We start from the raw sequence: 18,638 nt of genomic DNA, 5'->3' as shown, positions 1-18,638 counted from the left end.
CGGGCGACGCGTACCAATTTGGGTAGCGATTTGAAACGCACTATTGACACGCCTGTCAGTTAGGGCAGGATGGCGGCACATGGAGAGAGCGACCGGACGGATTCGCTCCCGCGAGGAGAGAGACATGGCCACTGCTGCAATCGAACGCCCCAAATGCCGCACTTCGCCGACCGCCTACGAGGCGCTGAAGAAGCATTTCGAGGAGCATCCCGAGCACAAGCTCGACCATCCGCACAAATGGGACGTCAGCCGCAGCGACATCTACGCCGAGAATACCTGGCATCCGATCTTTCGCGAAATGCGCGAAGCAGGGCCGCTGCATTATATTCCCGATAGCCCCTACGGCCCCTATTGGGCCGTGGTGGGCCACAAGGCGATCCAGCATATCGAGGCGCTGCCCGACACTTTCTCTTCCAGCTGGGAACACGGCGGGATCACCATCCTGAACCGCCTGACCGAAGAGGAACTGGCCGAAGCGGGGATCGAGGAACGGCGCGAGCTGCCGATGTTCATCGCGATGGACCGCCCGGAGCACACCGGGCAGCGGCGCACCGTCGCGCCCAAGTTCACGCCCAGCGGCATGGCCGAGATGGAAGGCGAGATTCGCCAGCGTACCGGCGAACTGCTCGATTCGCTGCCGCGCGGCGAGAAGTTCGACTGGGTCGACAAGGTCTCGATCGAGCTCACCACCGGCATGCTCGCGATCCTGTTCGGCTTTCCCTGGGAAGACCGCCGCCTGCTGACCTTCTGGTCCGACTGGTCGGGCGACACCGAACTCGCAACTGTCCGCGATCTCGACGAGATGCGCTGGGGCTTCCTCCACGAGATGGCGGCCTACTTCCAGTCGTTGTGGGCCGAGCGCACGCAGGACAAGGAGCCGGGTGACGATCTCATCTCGATGATGATCCACTCGGACGCGATGAACCAGATGAGCCCGCAGGAATTCATGGGCAATCTGATACTGCTGATCGTGGGCGGCAACGACACGACCCGCAATTCGATGAGCGGGATCATCTACCAGCTCGACAAGAATCCCGATCAGCGCGAGCTGTTCGAACAGCAGCCCGACCTGATTCCGAACGCCGTGCAGGAAATCCTGCGCATGCAAACCCCACTGGCGCATATGCGCCGCACCTGCGTGGAAGACACCGAGGTTTTCGGCCAGACGATCAAGAAGGGCGACAAGGTCGTGCTCTGGTACCTCTCCGCCAATCGCGACGAGGAAGTGTTCGAGAATCCCGATAAGCTCGACATCACGCGCGAGAACGCCCGGCGCCATATCGCCTTCGGTTACGGCATTCACCGCTGCGTCGGTGCGCGGCTTGCCGAATTGCAATTGCGCGTGCTGCTCGAAGAAATGCACAAGCGCCGCATGCGCGTGCGCGTCGTGGGCGAAGTCGAGCGGGTGCGGGCGAATTTCGTGCACGGCTTCCGCAAGCTCGAGGTCGAGGTCACCGAGTTCTGACCCTTGCCGCGTAACCAATCGGTCCCTTCAAGCGTAGGTTCAGGCGCGGGGTATTATCGCTCCACGCCATGGGCCCGCGCTTGATGACCGATAACTCGCTCGACCGCCGCCGCCTGCTCGGCTGGATCGGTGCCTCTGCCAGCTTCGTCGCGCTCACGGCCTGCGGCTCGCGCGCGGCGGAGGCGAAGGATTTCCCGATCCGCCTGTCCGAGGCCGAGTGGCGCCAGCGACTGAGCGAGCAGGAATTTCGTATCCTGCGCGAAGCGGGCACCGAACGGCCCTATTCTTCGCCGCTAAACGACGAAAACCGCGCCGGCACCTTCGTCTGCGCGGGCTGCGGCAATGCGCTCTACAGTTCGCGGAGCAAATATGATTCGGGAACCGGTTGGCCAAGCTTCTGGCAGCCGGTCGACAAGGGCGCGGTGGGCACCAGCACCGATTTCAAGATCGGCTATCCGCGCACCGAGGTTCATTGCGCCGATTGCGGCGGACACCTCGGACACATCTTCAACGACGGCCCGAAACCGACCGGCAAGCGCCATTGTATCAACGGCGCGGCGATGGACTTCCGCCCGGCCTAACGGACGCGCCAGACTCGCAGATTGCCCTCATCGAGCCTCGGCACGGGGATCAGCCATGCAGGGGCGCGATCCCTCAGCAGGTTCGCCGCAAGTCCCTCGGGGGCACTGCGCGCATAGACCTGCGTGTCGGACATGCCCTTGCACAGGGCGATGTAATCCACCTCGCGCCGCGCGACGATCGCGTAGGCCGTGGCCGGATCGGAGCGAAACATCGCCAGCGTATCGGCCATCGCCTGCTCCGCACGGTGATGTCCGGTGGCGAGGACGCTATGCGGCGTGTGCGCCAGCATCGCCGGCCCCATGTCGAAGGGCATCGCGATCGTCCCATGCGCCAGCCCCGAAATCCTCGTAAAGTTTTCGGGTGCATAACAATTGTCCGCTCCAGACGGAAGCGCAGTGCCAGCTCCCGGACCGGTCCGGTCCGCGGGTATCAGCCTGTCGAACACCAACGAAGGCATCAGGGCAAGCACCAGCGCGCCGAGGATGGCGCCTTTCGCCCAAACCGCTTTCTCACGCTCGACACGTGTGAAAGCGGAAGCGATCAGCCAGCCCAGCGGAAGCGCGGCGAGCGCTCCGGCAAAGGCGAGTGAGCGCCAGGTCAGCATGCCGAAGCCGAGGGCCAGGACGATGAGAAACGTATAGAGCGGCCAGATCCCGCCCCGCGAGCGAGCGAGGTAAAGGGCCGCGCCCAGCCCGAAGATCAGCTGCAGGAGAACCGGAGCGGCCAGTGCGGAATTCTGCTCCCAGATCGGCCGCCCCTCCATGACGAGAGCGTACCAATAGGTGCGCACATCGGGTGCGAGCGTGCCGAAGGGGCTGGCGAGACATTGCGGTGCCGCCATCGCGAAGCTTGCCACACCCAGCGCCCCGGCCAGCGCGAGCGGGGCCATTATGAAGAATGGGCGCGCGGGGTCGAGCCGGGCGACAACCGCCACGGCTGCGGCGATGACGCCGAAGAGCAGCAAATGCGCCGGGCCTATCGCATCGCAATACTGGACGAAGTTGGCCGGCCCCAGCGCGATCAGGAAGATCACCGCCAAGCCGCTGGCGAAGCTCGCCAGGTAGAGCGACAGCTGCGCGCGAGATCGGCGATCGGCCAGCCAGCGCAGGGCGAAAACCAGGCCAAAGGCCGCCGCCATGGTCATGACTTCGAGCGAGATCGATGTGCCCACTGCCATGGCTGCACCCGCCAGCACCGGCCCTCTCCAACCAGCCCCTGCGACAAAGCCGGCTGCAGCCAGCGCGACCATCGCGACCTGCCAGCCGTGATGATCGAGCACCCCCGGCTGCATCTGGCTCAGGACTGCCGGCAGGAGGCCGACGGCGATTGCGGCGAAGCCGGCAGTGCGCAGGTCGAACAGCCGCGCCGCGCTCCAGCCGACGGCGGCCATGGTCAGCGCGAGCACGCCCAGCGGCACTATGATTTGCGCGGCGAGTTCCGCGCCCGCCTGCCCGAGGACAGGAGCGAGCAACGCGATCACGGCGAGGATCGGAAGGTCGACCAGCCGCGACCAGTGCATCGGCACCCCATCCGGGGGCGAAAGGCGGTATTGGCGCAGATCGAACCAGCCCTGGCCGGCAATCAGGTCGCGCACCTGTACCAGCCGCAGCGCATCGTCGCCGCGGATGGACTGGGAAGACAGCTGATCGAACGAGGCGATGAGCGAAATTCCCGCGACCAGCAGCCAAACAAGCGCGATACGCAGCGCCAGCGCACGCCGGTCGACGGGGCGGCTGGCCATTTCAGCCGGGAACGGTTGCGGCGCGAAAGACAATGTGCCTGCGCATCAGCCAGGTTGCGACAAAGCTGGCGCCGACCGCAACCAGCTTGGCAAGACGCGGATCGACCCCGATCGCCTCGCCAACCGCGACGATCGACGTCGTGATCGCGAGCCCCAGCAATGCCGATGTGACGAATAGCGCCTTCTGCCAGCTGCGGCGGCGTCCGTTCGCGGCGACGCTGTCGATGAAGACCGCGCGGCTGGACAGGAACCAATGCGTGAGAATGCCGAGCGCATAGCCGGTCGCCGCGGCGGGTACGGCGCCCAGTCCTGCGGCGAGAAGGGCCATGAATATGGCAATGTCGACGGCGAGAGCCCCGACGCTCGCAAGCAGGTAGCGCGGAAAGCGCCTATCCAGAAAGGGGGCGAAGATAATCCGCATGGCCCGGCGCCGCCTATGCCGCCCGGCGTCCGGGCTCGACCCGCTCGGGCACCTCGCGCAGCGATGCGAGAGCGGCGGCCTGGTCGGCGCTGACTTCGCGGCTGGGCAGCGCCTTATCCGTGCCCTCTTCGCCAGCCTCGTGATATTCGGCGTCTTCGTTGACGCACCAGGTATCGTAGACGCGCTCGCCCGCAAGGATGTTCTCGACCGTCAGCATCGCGGTCATCATCGCGTGGTCCTGGTTGTTGTAGCGGTGCATGCCGTTGCGCCCGACCAGATGCAGCGTCGGATGCTTGCTTTCCAACTCGCGGCGCAGGGCATCGACATTGGCGGCATAGGACGCGTCATAGACCGGATAGGCCTTCTCCTGCCGGACCACGGCACCCGATCTGATCTTCTTGCGATCGACGAGGCCGAGCACCTCCATCTCGTCGGTGGCCAACGCGACGAGGTCCTCGTCATCCATCGACCACAAGCCGTCACCCTCGAAACAGAAATACTCGAGGCCGACGCAGGCCATGTCCGCATCCGGGACCATCTCGGGCGACCAGCTGCGGAAGTTCTGCACACGGCCGACCTTCACCTTGCTGTCGTGAATGTAGATCCAGTTGTCGGGGAACAGGTCCTCGCCCTCCACCATCAGGGCGACGGTAAGAAAGTCTCGATAGCCGAGCTCGCTGGCCTGCAACGCCGATTCCGGCAGCGGGTGCAGCCGCTTGGCAAGCTCGCGCATGGGCGCGGAACTGATCGCATGGCGAGCGCTGACCACGATATCGCCGTCGGGACCGCTCGCGCTCATGCGCCATCCCCCCCTCGCATCGGCGGTAAGCTGTTTCAGGCCGTGCCCCATGAAGAGGTGGCCGTGGCCGCTCGCAAGCACCTTGTCTCGCGCGGCTTCCCACATCATGCCTGGCCCCAGCCGCGGATAGCGGAAGGTTTCGAGCAGCGTCTTGGTCGCCATGCCGTCATTGGGGGTCTTGTTGAGGCCAAGGCTACGCTTGAGCCCGTCGATCACCGCGCTCCACAGGCTCAGCCCCTTGATGCGCTGCGCAGCCCAGTCTGCGCTCATCTCGTCGCAGGGCATGCCCCAGACCTTCTCGGTATAGGTCTTGAAGAAGATCGAATAGAGCTTGTGGCCGAACTGGTTGGTGGTCCAATCCTCGAAGCTCTTCACGTCCTTTTTGGGAAACAGCCTGTAGCGCAGATAGCTCAGCATGCAGGCGATCGAGCGCAGCAGACCCAGATTGGCGAGCGCTTCGAAGGCGCGCAGCGGATAGCTGTAGAACTTGCCTTCGTAATAGATGCGGCTCATCCGCGGCCGCTGGATGAAATCGTCCTCGCCGAGGATTTCGTTCCACAAATCGACGACCTGCTGGCTCTTCGAGAAAAAGCGGTGCCCGCCGATATCGAAGCGATAGCCTTCGTGCGCGACCGTGCGGCTGATTCCGCCGACATAGCTCGCATCCTTTTCGATGATGGCGACCGACTTGCCCTGCTTCGTCAGCAGATATGCCGCGGTCAGCCCCGCGGGCCCCGCGCCGATGACAGCAACGTCTACTGCAAGTTCCTGGGATGCGCAGGCCATGAGGTTCCCCCGGTTGATACCTCGCCGGGAGTGAAGGATAATGGTTAGGACTAGGTTAAGGGCGCGGCGGATTGGCCGGGCCGGATCACATCTGGCCCTGCAGGAGGAAGGGGCATTGCACCTTCGCGGCCATCATGGCGAATTCGCGCAGGGCGAAAGTGTCTTCGAATACCAGACCGTAATTGGCGTCCTTGCGCCAACGGACCTTGCAGCGAATGTCGGGCAGATGCTCGCAGCTGATCGTCACGCGCTGGTCGATCGCGAAGACATCGTCGCATTCGATCCGTGCGCCCTGCTGGGATATATTGAGCGTGAAGGCCCTGGCCTTGCCGGACAATGTCGATACCGTCAGCGGAAGCATGATGTTGAGCCGCAATGCGCGTTTGGGGAACTTCCAGTTCTCGTGGATCAGGCGTTCGACCTCGATCGGACGGGCAAAGCGATAGCTGGCCTCGCGGCCCTCACCGCGCACCAGCTCAAGTTCGTAGGTCTCCCCGTTCTGCAATTCCAGAGCGACCGCGGTGTCGGTCGGCAGCGGATGGAACGTGCGCACGGATACACCGGTTGCCGAGACGTCGCGAATGACACAGACGAATTCGCCCTGGCCGCAGACCAGCTTCGCCGAGCGAATGAGCGAGGTGAAGCGCGGGGCGCCGCGCTGCTCGACATCGCCACCGGCGTCGTTGTCATTCCTGTCTACTCCGGTGCTGTAATCCATAGCCCCTTCGTGTCCCAAACAAGCGCAGCCTTACAATGACTGGCACACTGACCGTGCACCATACCCTGTTTGGTTTACGCTAATAGGCGGCTAGGGGTTAATGCCTAGGTAAGCAGGATCGAGTTTTTTGCGCGGCCCCGCCGCGGCGGGGCTGGTGCGGGTGGTGGGACTCGAACCCACACGATCGCAAGATCAGGGGATTTTAAGTCCCCGGCGTCTACCATTCCGCCACACCCGCCTGCACCGCGCAGCCCTAGTCGCTGCCCGGCGGGTGGGCAATCGCCGATCTGGCGATGGTATGGATAAGCTCAACCCTCGTTGAGGCGCTTGCGGATATCCTTGCCCGGCTTGAAATAGGGCACGCGCTTGGCCGGCACGTCGACGGTTTCGCCGGTGCGCGGATTGCGCCCCTTTCGCGCCTCGCGCTCGCGGGTGGAAAAGGCACCGAAACCGCGCAATTCTACGCGCCCGCCCTCGGTCAGACGCTGGGCTATTTCCTCGAAGAAAATGTCCACCACCTGCTCGACTTCCTCGGCCCGCAGCTCGGGATTGTCCTGTGCGAGGGCAGCAAGAAGTTCGGATCGGATCATTTGGCGTCTCCCGGCCGGTGCGGCCGCATTAAGTCGTTTCCACGATGCGCCCCTGCCGGAATTACGCTTTTGCGTCCGATTCCAACGCGATGACTGTGGCAGAAGCCGCAACCGCCCGCAAGCTCACAATTGTAAATTTACGCCATCGCCCTATGCGTCGGCGAGCAATTCGTGCGCAGAGACCCCCAGGCGATCCATTCGCGTACGGATTTCAGGCCATTCCTCGCGCAGGAATGCCTCGCGTTCGGAACGGCGCAAGCGATCGGCCGCGCCGCTGACGACATACATTCCGACCCCGCGCTGCACCTCGACCAGACCGTCGTTCTGGAACTGCTGGTAGGCTTTGGCAACGGTCAACGGGTTTGCGCCCTGTTCGGCAGCCAATGCGCGCACCGAAGGGAGCATCTCGCCTTCGGGATAGCGCCCGTCGATGATCGCGGCCGCGATCATGTCGCGCAGCTTGAGATAAACCGGCTTGGACTGGTTGCTCATGACAATTTCCCCGAGACAGACTGCATCAGTGCCATAATACAGCGCGGCGCGCAAGGTTCCCGAAGAGCCTCGTTCAGATACGCGCAAGCCGGTCACGTGTGTAACTAATGCTTCACATGAGGCGCGAACCCGCTAGTGTGCGCGCTTCTTCGGGGAGGGCCGGCGCGAGCAGCGTGGCTCCGCACAGGAATCAAGGGAAACCGGTACAATATGGTCGAAGGCATGTTCTTCACATTCGACTCTGCGTTCGAAATGTGGACATTCAGGGTTGCAGTGGTCGCACTGGCAGCATTTCTCATCGGCGGCGTGGTTCTCATCACGCGCCCGCAGGAAGAGGTGATCGGGCACCCCAAGGGCCTGTTCCTCCTGTTCATGGCCGAAATGTGGGAGCGCTTCTCCTACTACGGCATGCGCGCGCTGCTGATCTTCTATCTCGTGCAGCACTGGCTGTTCTCGGACAGCGAAGCCTCGATCATCTACGGTGCCTATACCGCGCTGGTCTACATCACCCCGGTGGTGGGCGGCTATCTCGCCGACCAGTACATCGGGCAGCGCAAGGCGGTGCTGTTCGGCGCGATCCTGCTGACTTTCGGCCACTTCTTCATGGCGTTCGAGGGATCGGGCGGACAGGCCGACCCGATGATCAACGTGTTCTGGCTCGCGCTGGCGCTGATCATCGTCGGCTCGGGCTTCCTGAAGGCCAATATTTCGGTGATCGTCGGCCAGCTCTATTCGCGCACCGATGTGCGTCGCGACCCGGCCTACACCATTTTCTACATGGGCATTAACGTCGGTGCGGCGACCGCATCGATCATCTGCGGCTATCTCGGCCAGACCTATGGCTGGGAATACGGCTTCGGCCTCGCCGGCTTCGGCATGCTGCTCGGCCTCGTCTTCTTCGTGCTCGGCAAGCCGCTGCTGCTCGGCAAAGGCGAGCCCAAGGATCCCGCCAAGATCAGGGGCGCCAAGGAATGGGGCATTTACGGTGCGGGCCTTGCCATGGTGCTGCTGTGCTGGGCCGCGATCCAGTATCAGGAACTGGTCGGCTACGTGCTCGGCGCCTTCGGCGGCGGTCTCGTCCTCTACGTCCTGTTCACCGCGGTGACCAAGCTGCCGAGCCAGGAGCGTGACCGCATTTTCGCGGCGATGTTCCTGATCCTGACCTCGATCGTCTTCTGGGCGCTGTTCGAACAGGCGGGCTCCAGCCTCAACCTGTTCACCGATCGCCATGTCGACACGCAGGGCGTCAACGCTTCGATGTTCCAGTCGATCAACGCGATCTACATCGTGCTGCTCGCCCCGCTGTTCGCGATGCTGTGGCAGGGGCTGGCGCGCAAGGGCGCCGAACCCAGCACGCCAATGAAGTTCGGCCTCGCCGTGATCCAGGTGGGCCTCGGCTTCCTCGTGCTCGTGTGGGGCTCGGAAAGCGTCGGCATCAGCGTGCCGACTCCGGTGATCTTCATCTTCCTCATCTACCTGCTGCACACCACCGGCGAGCTGTGCCTCTCGCCCGTCGGCCTGTCGGCGATGAACCGCCTGAGCCCGGCGCATATGGCCTCGCTCATCATGGGCACCTGGTTCTTCGCTTCGGCCACGGGTAACTTCGCCGCCGGCCTGATCGCCGCCGCTACCGGCGCCGAAGGCGTCGGCGAGGAAGCGGGCAAGCAGGTGGTGCTCGACGTCTACTCGACCGTCGGCTGGTATGCCATTGCGATCGGCGTGGGCGTGATGGTCATCAGCCCGCTGATCAAGAAGCTGATGCATCTCGACACGATCAGGGACGACAATCTCGACCACGATCTCGAGGGCCAGTCCGAAGCGGGCCTGGAAGCGCAGGAAGGCGGCATGCACCCGACCACCCGCGCCTGATCGCGATCGGGGAATCGTCCGAACGGCGATCTCCTTCGACCAAATTGGATTGACCGGGCGGGCCGGGGCAGCGATGCTCCGGCCCGACTGCATTGGGGGTTCCATGAGAAAACACGTCGTGCTCGCCTGTGCCGCTGCCTTCGCAGTGGCTGGATGTTCCACCACTGACGGGGGCGATGGTGTCGCCTCGGCTTCAACGCGGGACTGGACCGCGCCGGTCGGCGCGGATGGGCGAGAACCCTTCGCCTCGACCTACCGCCGCTATCCCGGCCGCCCGACCGCGCTGGTCGGCGCAACCGTCTACGACGGCAAGGGCGGGCGGATCGACAACGGCACGGTCCTGTTCCGCGACGGCGAAGTGGTCGCGGTGGGCGACGCCGCGCTCTCGACCGAGGGTTACGACCGGATCGACGCCAGCGGCAAGTTCGTCACTCCCGGCATTATCGACATCCATTCGCACCTCGGCGATTACCCTACCCCGAGTGTGGATGCGCATGCAGACGGCAACGAGATGACCGACCCGATGACACCCGAGGTCTGGGCCGAACATTCGGTCTGGCCGCAGGACCCCGGCTTCACCCGCGCATTGGCGAATGGCGGCGTGACCGCGCTGCAGATCCTGCCCGGCTCGGCCAACCTCACGGGCGGGCGTTCGGTGACGCTCAAGAACGTCGCCGCGCGTACGGTGCAGGGGATGAAATTCCCCGGCGCGCCCTACGGCATGAAGATGGCCTGCGGCGAAAACCCCAAGCGCGTCTATGGCGGCAAGGGCCGGATGCCTTCGACCCGCATGGGCAATTTCGCAGTCAATCGCCAGATGTGGCTCGATGCGCAGGCCTATGACGGCGACAAGCGCGATCTCGGTAAGGAAACGCTGAAAGGCGTGCTCGACGGCGAAATCCTCGTCCACAACCACTGCTACCGCGCCGATGAAATGGCCCTGGTCATGGATATGGCCAAGGAGATGGGCTACGAGGTCACCGCCTTCCACCACGCGGTCGAAGCCTATAAAATCGGTGATTTGCTGCGCGAAAACGACGTGTGCAGCGCGATCTGGGCCGACTGGTACGGTTTCAAGATGGAAGCCTATGACGGCATCCTCGAAAATGCCGCTTTTCTCCAGCGCGAGGGCGCCTGCGTCGTCATCCACTCGGACGATGCCAACGGCATCCAGCGCCTCAACCAGGAAGCTGCCAAGGCGCAGGCTGCAGGCCGCCGCGTGGGAATAGACATTCCCGATGCCGAGGTCATCGGCTGGATCACGCTGAACCCCGCCAGGGCCATGGGTATCGATGCGATGACCGGCAGCCTCGAACCCGGCAAGATGGCCGACGTGGTGTTGTGGAACGGCGACCCGCTGAGCGTGTATTCGCGGCCCGAGAAGGTCTGGATCGACGGCGCGCTGCTGTTCGATGCGATGGACCGCAAGCGGCGGCCGGTGAGCGATTTCGAGCTCGGCCAGCCGGGTGAAGGAGACGTGAAATGACGCGCGCGCTGAACGCCCTCGCCCTCGGCACCGCCGGCCTGCTGGCACTGGCCACCGCAAACCCGGCCGCGGCGCAGGACGTCGCGATCACCAATGCGACCGTGGCCACGGGTGACGGGTCCGAGCCCATCGATGGCGCGACCGTGGTCGTGCGGGGCGGTGAGGTCGTCGCTGCGGGCCGGGGCATCGCGGTGCCCGCGGGGATCCCGATGCTCGACGGTACCGGCGCTTGGGTCACTCCCGGAATTTTCGCCACGGTCACGACGCTCGGCCTGTGGGACGTCGGCGCGGTGAGCCAGTCGAATGATACGCGCGCGGGCAATTCGCCGTTCAGCGCGGCGCTGGATGCCGCGCCGATCGTCAATCCGGCCTCGCAGCACGTTTCGATCCATCGCGCTGCCGGGGTTACCCGCGCCACCACCGTCACCATGCCGTCGAGTTCGATCTTCGGCGGGCAGGGTGCGGTCATCGACCTTGGTGCCGATCCGAACGCCGTCACCCGCCCACGGGCCTTTCAGGTCGTTGCGCTGGGCGAATATGGCGCCCGGCTCGCCGGTGGCAGCCGCGCGGCGACGCACGCGCTGTTCCGCAACGCGCTGCGCGAGGCGAGCACGCTCGGCACGCAAGCCCGCATTCCGGGATCGAGCACGCGTCGCGACATTCGCAGGGGCGACGACGTTCCGCTCGATCCGCGCCTTGCCGGTCGCGACACGCAGCGCTCCGACGATGTATTGCTGACCCGCTTCGATGCGGCGGCACTCGTGCCGGTCGTGCGCGGGGAGCAACCGCTTTACGTCTATGTCGAACGCGCATCGGACATTCGCAGCACGCTGGCGTTGAAGGGCGAATTCCCCGATCTTGATCTCGTCCTGGTCGGAGCGAGCGAGGGCTGGCTGGTCGCCAGCGAGATCGCCGCCGCCGGAGTGCCCGTAATCGCTGACGGGCTCGACGATCTGCCGCAGAATTTCGAGGAGCTGGGTTCGACACAGAGCAATATCGGGCGGATGGTCAAGGCCGGCGTACGGGTCGCCATCAACGCAGCGGCGATGGAGAATCCGCGCAATCTCAACCAATATGCCGGCAATCTGGTCGCGCTCACCCGCGTGCCGGGTGCCGACGGGCTGAGCTGGGGACAGGCTTTCGCCGCGATCAGTTCGGTACCGGCGGCAATCAGTGGCATGGATGGCCGCGCCGGCTTGCTTGCTCCCGGTGCGCTGGGGGATCTCGTGATATGGGACGACGACCCGCTCGAGGTCGGATCGATGCCGTTGAAGGTGTTCATCGACGGCGTCGAACAGCCGCTGGAGAACCACCAGAGCCGCCTGAGGGATCGCTATCTCGACCTCGATACGAGCGACCTGCCCAAGGCCTACGACTGGTAAGGCGCACCCCGGACGAGGACATGAAGGACATGCGTACCACCTTGCTCGCGCTTGGCGCGGCTGCCGCCGCGGTCGGATTCGCGACGCTTTCGGCGCAGGATCAGGTCGACCGATCGCAGGACATCGCCTGGATGAATGGGCAGCAGGCCTATCTGGCCGGACTTGGCCAAGAGGATGGCTGGCGCACGATGCCCGGCGGGCTCAAGTGGCGTTATGTCGAATACACCGGCAGCAAGGAAAGGCCCCGCGTAGAGGACAGGGTGACGGTCCACTATGCCGGGACCTTCATCGATGGCGAGACCTTCGATTCCTCCTTCGACCGGGGCGAACCTGCCGCCTTTCCGTTGGGGCGGTTGATCAAGGCCTGGCAGATGGCGATCCCCGAGATGGGGGTGGGCGATACGATCGAAATCGCCGCGCCTGCCGACCTCGCCTATGGCCCGACCGGGAAGGGCCCGATCCCGGGCGGGGCCACGCTGCTGTTCAAGGTCCAGTTGCTCGATATCGAGCGCTCCGACTAACCCAGGCGAAGCGGCACCGCTTGCGTTGCGGTCACATTCTGCTATCCATGTTGACGCTGTAAACATGGGAGTTGGTCATGGATGACGCTCTGATTTCGTTGCTGGCCGCCTCGATCGCCTTCGTCGGCACGCATTTCGCGCTCTCGCACCCGCTGCGCGCACCGCTCGTCGGCATTCTCGGTGCGACCGGCTTCATGGCGGCCTACAGCCTGATCGCGGCGGGTTGCATGGCGTGGATGTATTTTGCCTTCGTCGCGGCGCCTGCCGGGGGGCTCGCCACCAGCGGCGAAATTGGCTGGATCGTCGCCACCGTCCTCACGCTGCCCGCGCTGGTGCTGTTTCTCGGTTCGCTGAGGGGCAATCCCGCGCTGCCGGCCCCTGGCGCCCAAAAGCTTGCTACGCAGAGTCCGACGGGAGTTTTCGCGGTTACCCGCCATCCGATGATGTGGGGGTTCGCGCTCTGGGCGCTCTCGCACATCCTGCTGCTGTGGAGCTGGCGCACCATGATCGTTGCCGGTGCGATCCTCGTGCTCGCGCTGGTCGGCGCCCATATGCAGGACCGCAAGAAGGAAGCGCTGATGGGCGCTGCGTGGAAAGAGTGGGAAGCGAAGACCAGCTACTGGCCGCGTTGGGGGAAAATCTTCGGGGCCGGTCTGCTTCTGTGGGCCATCGCGATCGCGGCCTGGCTCGGCATCAGCTACTGGCACGTGAGCGCGGCGGGAATTCCGGCAGGCGTGTTTCGCTGGCTGGGCTAGCCGCCCGCTGGCCGCGCGGCGACATCGTGCGTCATGCGCCCTTGAACACCGCCGCGCGTTTCTCGAGCAGCGCGTCGATCCCTTCCATGTGATCGCCGGTCAGATGCATCAGCGCCTGCGTATTGGCCGCCATTTCCAGTGCCGTGTCGTAGGAGACCGAGCGCCCCTGCCGCATCAGATTCTTCGCCTGCCGCAGCGCATGCGGCGGCATTGCCGCGACCTTCGCGGCCAAGGCGCGGGCCTCGTCCATCAGCGCCTCGCCCTCGACGATGCGGCTGACAAGGCCCCAGTCGAGCGCGGTCGGCGCACCGATCACATCGCCAGTATAAAACAGCTCCGCCGCCCGCGCCTCGCCGATGATGCGCGGGAGGATCCAGGTTCCGCCATCCCCCGGGATTATGCCCAGCTTGAGAAAGGTAACGCCAAATTTCGCCCGATCACTCGCGATACGCATGTCGGCGAGGCATGCAAGGTCGCAGCCCAGCCCGATCGCCGGACCGTTCACCGCTGCGATAAGCGGCACGCGCAAGCCGTAGAGCGCGCGCAGAACCTTGTGGATGTTGTTGCGATAGCCGTCCGAAATCTCCGGCGCGGTGCCGCCGAATGTGCCCGTCCGCTCCTTCATCGCCTTGATGTCGCCGCCGGCGCTGAAGGCGCGCCCCGCGCCGGTCAGGATCACGCAGCGCACGTCCATGTCGGCGTTGATCGCATCGCACGCTGCGGCGAAAGCGTCGCCGTCGCCCGAAGCCCCGAGCGGATTCATCGTGTCGGGCCGGTTGAGCGTCAGCGTGGTGACGTGGTCGGCAGTTTCGATCGTGAGCAGGCTCATTCGCGATGGTCCTCTTCGGTCTGCTGGGCCAGAAACGCGATCACGGCCTCTTCGGCGGCGTCATGCCATGCGAGATCGTGACCGTAACCCGAAAATATGCGCAGATACGCATCGGGATTCGCGGCGAGCAGTCGCTCGGCATGGATATGCGGAACCACGCTGTCCGCATCACCGTGAAGGATCAGGGTCGGAGCCCCGATCTCGCCGATCTTCTGCATGTTTTCGTATCGGTCGCGCAGGAGCAGTCCGATCGGGAGCCAGCGGAACTTCTCCGCCGCAAGCTGCGACAGGCTCGCGAAGGGCGAAATCAGCACGAGCGCCGCAGGAGCGATCTCGCTCGCCATCTGGACCGCGACGCCCGATCCGATCGAGTTGCCGATCAGCACGAGGTTTCCCGGGTCGACGCCGCGCTCGGCCAGAAACGCGATTGCGGCCCTGGCGTCCCGGTAGAGCCCTTTTTCGCTCGGCGAACCGGGGTTGCCTCGATAACCGCGGTACTCCGCCGCCAGCACGCCATAGCCTTCCGGCACCAGCCGGTCGGTCGCCACCACGCTGGAGACCCAGTCTGCGCCATTGCCATGGAAATAGACGATCGTCGGGAAGCCCGGCCGCGCGGCGCGGTATCCCGCCTTCAGCTCGAGGCCGTCAGCGGTGGTGTAGGAGACTTCCTCGAAGCCGCCGGTAATGGGCAATATCCCACGCGGAGCGGGATAGATGAGCGAACCCTGCGCCAAAAAGAGCACGGCCACAAGCGCGAGATAAGCGACCGCGAATGTTGCCAGCGCGGTTGTCACGAAGCGCGCCAGCCGTTTGCCGATCAGGCCCGCGCCTCTTCGACGCCTGCGGAATTGTGCCGCAGCGCGCCCAGCACGGTGTCGACGATGTGCGGCGCGTTGAGGCCGGCCTCGTCATACTGCTTGTCGGGCGCGTCCTGGTCCTGGAACATGTCGGGCAGGCGCATGGTGCGCACCTTCAACCCGCCGTCGGTAAGCCCGCTGTCGCTGGCGAAGGTCAGCACATGCGCACCGAGGCCGCCCACCGCGCCTTCCTCGATCGTCACCACGACTTCGTGGCTGCGCATGAGCTTTTCGATCAGTTCGGTGTCGAGCGGCTTGGCGAAGCGCAGGTCGGCGACCGTGGTCGACAGGCCCTTGGCCTCGAGCTGTTCGGCGGCCTTCTTCGCCTCTTCGAGGCGCGCGCCGAGCGACAGGATCGCGACCTTGGACCCTTCACGCACGATCCGGCCCTTGCCTATTTCGAGCTTCTCGAGCGTCTCCGGGATCGCGACTCCCGTGCCCGCACCCCGCGGATAGCGAAAGGCGATCGGGCCATCGTCATGTTCGGCCGCCGTATAGGTCATATGCGCCAGTTCCGCCTCGTCGGCGGCGGCCATGACCACGAAATTGGGGAGCGTCGAGAGATAGGTAATGTCGAAGGCGCCTGCATGCGTGCAGCCGTCCGCGCCGACCAGCCCGGCACGGTCGATGGCGAAGCGCACGGGCAGGTTCTGGATCGCCACATCGTGCACCACCTGATCGTAGGCGCGCTGGAGGAAGGTCGAATAGATCGCCGCGAAGGGCCGCATGCCTTCCGCCGCGAGGCCCGCGGCAAAGGTTACGCCGTGCTGTTCGGCGATGCCGACGTCGAAGGCCTTGTCGGGATGCGCCTTGGCGAATTTGTCGACACCCGTCCCGCTCGGCATGGCCGCGGTAATGGCGCAAATGCGCGGATCGTCGTTCGCCAGCCTGGCCAGCGTCTCGCCGAAGACGTTCTGATAGGCGGGCGGCCCGCCGGACGACTTCTTCTGTTCGCCGGTGACGACATCGAACTTGGCGACGCCGTGATATTTGTCCGCGCTGTTTTCGGCCGGGGCGTAACCCTTGCCCTTTTTGGTCACCACATGGATCAGCACCGGGCCCTGTTCGCTATCGCGGACATTTTCGAGCACCGGAATGAGATGGTCGAGATTGTGACCGTCGATCGGGCCGACGTAATAGAAGCCAAGCTCCTCGAACAGAGTGCCGCCCGTCACCATGCCGCGGGCATATTCCTCGGCCTTTTCGAGGCCCGAGTGTACCTTGCGGCTGAGCTTTTTCGACAGGCGCGAGGCAAGGCTGCGCAGGCCGAGATATTCGCTGCTTGAGACGGTGCGCGCGAGATAGGCCGACAGACCGCCCACCGGCGGCGCGATCGACATGTCGTTGTCGTTGAGGATGACGATCAGGCGATTGCCTGCCTGTTCAGCGTTGTTCATCGCCTCATAGGCCATGCCCGCGCTCATCGCGCCGTCGCCGATGACCGCGATGCCGCGACCCGCACGGCCCTGCATCTTGTTGGCCATGGCAAAACCCAGCGCGGCCGAGATCGAGGTCGAGCTGTGCGCCGCGCCGAAGGGATCGTATTCGCTCTCCGCGCGCTTGGTGAAGCCCGACAATCCGCCGCCTTGGCGAAGCGTGCGAATCCGGTCGCGCCGCCCGGTGAGAATCTTGTGCGGATAGCACTGGTGGCCCACGTCCCACACCAGCTTGTCGGTCGGCGTGTCGAAAACATAATGGATCGCCGCAGTGAGCTCGACCACGCCCAGTCCGGAGCCGAGATGGCCGCCGGTGGTGCCGACCGCATCGATCATCTCTGCGCGCAGTTCGTCGGAAAGCTGGCGAAGCTGGTCCTGCTTCAGCTTGCGCAGGTCTTCGGGAGTATTGACCGTATCGAGCAACGGCGTCTTCGGGCGACTAGTCATGGGAGAATCTCTACACCCGTAAATCGCAACTGTCGATGAACGCTTTATCTATTGAAAAGAACGCTTCGGCGCTGCTCAGCGAGCGCAATCGTCGCACAAGCCACGCAATTCGACCACTGGGCGGACATCGATGAAGCCGGCGTCCCTGCCCGCTTCGCGCAGTGCGCCCGTCACGCGCTCGTCATCGATATGCGTGGCCGTTCCGCAATCGTCGCAGATCAGGAAAATGCAGTCGTGTCGGCAGCCCGGATGCGTATTGACCAGATAGGCGTTCGCGCTTTCGATCCGGTTGGCGAGGTTGGTGCGCACGAACAGGTCGAGGATGCGATAGACGCTGTTGGGCGCGACGCGCTTGCCTCGCGAGCGCGAGAGATTGTCGGCGATATCGTAGGCGCTTGCGGGCTTGTCGTGCCGGGCGAGTTCCTCGAACACCGACTGGCGCATGCCGGTCCATTGCTCGCCGCTGTCGGTCAGCGTGGCGCGCGCCGCTCGGATCAGGTCGTCGCCTTCATGTTCGGTATGCGCATGTGCGTGTGTGGCCATGCGGTAAGAGGTAGGATGCCACGCCCTCGCGCGCAAGCTAGCCCGGCTGGAAGTCCGCCGAATAGACGCCCGGATACATCGCCTTCAGCGCCTTCACCTTGGGCGCATCCCAGCGCACGATATAGCCGTGCCGCGGGTTCTTGAGCATGAAATCCTGATGGTAGGTCTCGGCCGGATAAAACGTCCGCGCCTTCTCGATCCTTGTGACGATCGGCTTCGACCAAAGTTTGGCGGCGCGCAATTGCTGCAGATAGGCCGCCGCGACCGCCGCCTGTTCGCGCGACTGCGGCACCAGCGCGCTGCGGTAATGCGCGCCGACGTCGGGGCCTTGGCGATTGAGCTGGGTCGGATCGGCGACCACCGAGAAGAAGATGCGCAGCAACTGATCGTAGCGGATGACTGCGGGATCGTAGACCACCTTCACCGCCTCGGCATGGTCGGTAACGCCCGAGGAAACAAGCTTGTAATCGGCCTGCCGCCTCGTGCCGCCATGATAGCCCGAAACAGCGCTCTTCACGCCCCTTACATGGCTGAAAACGCCCTCGACGCCCCAGAAACAGCCGCCTGCGAAGATCGCGGTCTTGAGGCCTGCGCCTTCGTCGGCCACGCGCTTTGCCGCTGGCGCTGCGACCGCCTTCTCGGCCGCGATCGCCGGCTGCTGGCAGGCGGACACGCCGAGCGCGAGCGCGGCAGCAGCCAGGGCGGCGGGCAGCCGCATCACAAGATCGAGGCGATGAGCTGCGGGACGGCGGCCAGAATGTCGCCGCCATTGGTCAGCAGGATGGCGATAGCTCCAGCACCGAATCCGATGCCGAAATTGCGATAGAGGTCGGGAGTGAAGAGGGTCATGATGGGTCTTTCGTCAGCCTTGCCGACGTGGTTACACACGCTGCCATTGCAACGTGCTTAATCGAATGGT

The 18,638-nt window shown here is 64.5% G+C and carries 19 protein-coding genes and 1 tRNA gene; 7 read left to right on the top strand and 13 right to left on the bottom strand.

Features of this window, described 5'->3' with window-relative positions; all coding sequences use genetic code 11:
* The first annotated feature begins 124 nt into the window (after positions 1 to 124).
* Both ACQY4G_RS05715 and msrB read left to right on the top strand, forming a co-directional pair.
* Complete coding sequence (locus ACQY4G_RS05715) at positions 125 to 1,465, top strand: cytochrome P450 (RefSeq protein WP_067692371.1); 1,341 nt, start codon at positions 125 to 127, stop codon at positions 1,463 to 1,465.
* 83 nt (positions 1,466 to 1,548) lie between these two features.
* Positions 1,549 to 2,046 carry a peptide-methionine (R)-S-oxide reductase MsrB gene (gene msrB, locus ACQY4G_RS05710; protein WP_421989372.1) on the top strand — a complete coding sequence of 166 codons (498 nt, stop codon included), beginning with the start codon at positions 1,549 to 1,551 and terminating at the stop codon, positions 2,044 to 2,046.
* On the opposite strand, the gene ACQY4G_RS05705 is transcribed toward msrB, so the two are convergent.
* The 7 genes from ACQY4G_RS05705 to ACQY4G_RS05675 form a co-directional block, all read right to left on the bottom strand.
* The gene (locus ACQY4G_RS05705; protein WP_421989370.1) at positions 2,043 to 3,788 is read right to left on the bottom strand and encodes a hypothetical protein; all 1,746 of its coding nucleotides are present in this window, start codon (positions 3,786 to 3,788) and stop codon (positions 2,043 to 2,045) included. The genes msrB and ACQY4G_RS05705 overlap by 4 nt on opposite strands.
* A 1-nt stretch (position 3,789) precedes the next feature.
* Positions 3,790 to 4,209, bottom strand: a complete 420-nt coding sequence (locus ACQY4G_RS05700) for a GtrA family protein (protein ID WP_421989368.1) — start codon at positions 4,207 to 4,209, stop codon at positions 3,790 to 3,792.
* A gap of 13 nt (positions 4,210 to 4,222) precedes the next feature.
* A complete protein-coding gene (locus ACQY4G_RS05695) occupies positions 4,223 to 5,794 on the bottom strand; it encodes an NAD(P)/FAD-dependent oxidoreductase (RefSeq protein WP_421989366.1) in 1,572 nt (523 codons plus the stop codon).
* Positions 5,795 to 5,879: 85 nt separating this feature from the next.
* Positions 5,880 to 6,512, bottom strand: coding sequence for a PilZ domain-containing protein (locus ACQY4G_RS05690; RefSeq protein ID WP_421989364.1), 633 nt, complete (start codon positions 6,510 to 6,512; stop codon positions 5,880 to 5,882).
* Positions 6,513 to 6,664: 152 nt separating this feature from the next.
* A tRNA-Leu gene (locus tag ACQY4G_RS05685) sits at positions 6,665 to 6,750 on the bottom strand.
* A gap of 70 nt (positions 6,751 to 6,820) precedes the next feature.
* The gene (locus ACQY4G_RS05680; protein ID WP_067692353.1) at positions 6,821 to 7,102 is read right to left on the bottom strand and encodes an integration host factor subunit beta; all 282 of its coding nucleotides are present in this window, start codon (positions 7,100 to 7,102) and stop codon (positions 6,821 to 6,823) included.
* 150 nt (positions 7,103 to 7,252) lie between these two features.
* Positions 7,253 to 7,594: a GntR family transcriptional regulator gene (locus ACQY4G_RS05675; protein ID WP_291171669.1), complete on the bottom strand. Its 342-nt coding sequence runs from the start codon at positions 7,592 to 7,594 to the stop codon at positions 7,253 to 7,255.
* 210 nt (positions 7,595 to 7,804) lie between these two features.
* On the opposite strand from ACQY4G_RS05675, the gene ACQY4G_RS05670 reads away from it, so the two are divergent.
* The 5 genes from ACQY4G_RS05670 to ACQY4G_RS05650 all read left to right on the top strand — a co-directional run bounded on the left by ACQY4G_RS05670 (position 7,805) and on the right by ACQY4G_RS05650 (position 13,607).
* Positions 7,805 to 9,463, top strand: coding sequence for a peptide MFS transporter (locus tag ACQY4G_RS05670; RefSeq protein ID WP_421989362.1), 1,659 nt, complete (start codon positions 7,805 to 7,807; stop codon positions 9,461 to 9,463).
* A 103-nt stretch (positions 9,464 to 9,566) separates the two neighbouring features.
* A complete protein-coding gene (locus tag ACQY4G_RS05665; RefSeq protein ID WP_291171675.1) occupies positions 9,567 to 10,949 on the top strand; it encodes an amidohydrolase in 1,383 nt (460 codons plus the stop codon).
* On the top strand, positions 10,946 to 12,331 hold the full coding sequence (locus ACQY4G_RS05660; protein ID WP_421989360.1) for an amidohydrolase family protein: 1,386 nt from the start codon (positions 10,946 to 10,948) through the stop codon (positions 12,329 to 12,331). Before ACQY4G_RS05665 ends, ACQY4G_RS05660 begins: the two co-directional genes overlap by 4 nt.
* Positions 12,332 to 12,360: 29 nt before the next feature.
* Positions 12,361 to 12,852 carry an FKBP-type peptidyl-prolyl cis-trans isomerase gene (locus ACQY4G_RS05655; protein WP_421989359.1) on the top strand — a complete coding sequence of 164 codons (492 nt, stop codon included), beginning with the start codon at positions 12,361 to 12,363 and terminating at the stop codon, positions 12,850 to 12,852.
* Positions 12,853 to 12,929: 77 nt separating this feature from the next.
* Complete coding sequence (locus ACQY4G_RS05650) at positions 12,930 to 13,607, top strand: NnrU family protein (protein WP_421989357.1); 678 nt, start codon at positions 12,930 to 12,932, stop codon at positions 13,605 to 13,607.
* A gap of 31 nt (positions 13,608 to 13,638) precedes the next feature.
* Here ACQY4G_RS05650 and ACQY4G_RS05645 read toward each other — a convergent pair whose 3' ends face one another.
* From ACQY4G_RS05645 to ACQY4G_RS05620, 6 genes are all read right to left on the bottom strand, one after another.
* The gene (locus ACQY4G_RS05645) at positions 13,639 to 14,436 is read right to left on the bottom strand and encodes a crotonase/enoyl-CoA hydratase family protein (protein WP_421989355.1); all 798 of its coding nucleotides are present in this window, start codon (positions 14,434 to 14,436) and stop codon (positions 13,639 to 13,641) included.
* Complete coding sequence (locus tag ACQY4G_RS05640; protein WP_421989353.1) at positions 14,433 to 15,230, bottom strand: alpha/beta hydrolase; 798 nt, start codon at positions 15,228 to 15,230, stop codon at positions 14,433 to 14,435. The genes ACQY4G_RS05645 and ACQY4G_RS05640 overlap by 4 nt, the downstream gene beginning before the upstream one ends.
* Before the next feature lie 23 nt (positions 15,231 to 15,253).
* Positions 15,254 to 17,176, bottom strand: a complete 1,923-nt coding sequence (gene dxs, locus ACQY4G_RS05635) for a 1-deoxy-D-xylulose-5-phosphate synthase (protein WP_421989351.1) — start codon at positions 17,174 to 17,176, stop codon at positions 15,254 to 15,256.
* Between the two features lie 75 nt (positions 17,177 to 17,251).
* The gene (locus ACQY4G_RS05630) at positions 17,252 to 17,719 is read right to left on the bottom strand and encodes a Fur family transcriptional regulator (protein ID WP_291180254.1); all 468 of its coding nucleotides are present in this window, start codon (positions 17,717 to 17,719) and stop codon (positions 17,252 to 17,254) included.
* Positions 17,720 to 17,756: 37 nt separating this feature from the next.
* Positions 17,757 to 18,437 (bottom strand): peptide-methionine (S)-S-oxide reductase MsrA, encoded by a 681-nt coding sequence (msrA, locus tag ACQY4G_RS05625; RefSeq protein ID WP_067693091.1) that lies wholly within the window; start codon positions 18,435 to 18,437, stop codon positions 17,757 to 17,759.
* Entirely contained in the window at positions 18,437 to 18,568 is a 132-nt protein-coding gene (locus ACQY4G_RS05620; protein WP_255356022.1) for a hypothetical protein, read from the bottom strand. The genes msrA and ACQY4G_RS05620 overlap by 1 nt, the downstream gene beginning before the upstream one ends.
* Positions 18,569 to 18,638: the final 70 nt, after the last annotated feature.

The organism is Qipengyuania sp., from assembly GCF_965277845.1.
In the GTDB taxonomy this organism is placed as follows: domain Bacteria; phylum Pseudomonadota; class Alphaproteobacteria; order Sphingomonadales; family Sphingomonadaceae; genus Qipengyuania.
This window is presented reverse-complemented; position numbering and strand designations above follow the sequence as displayed.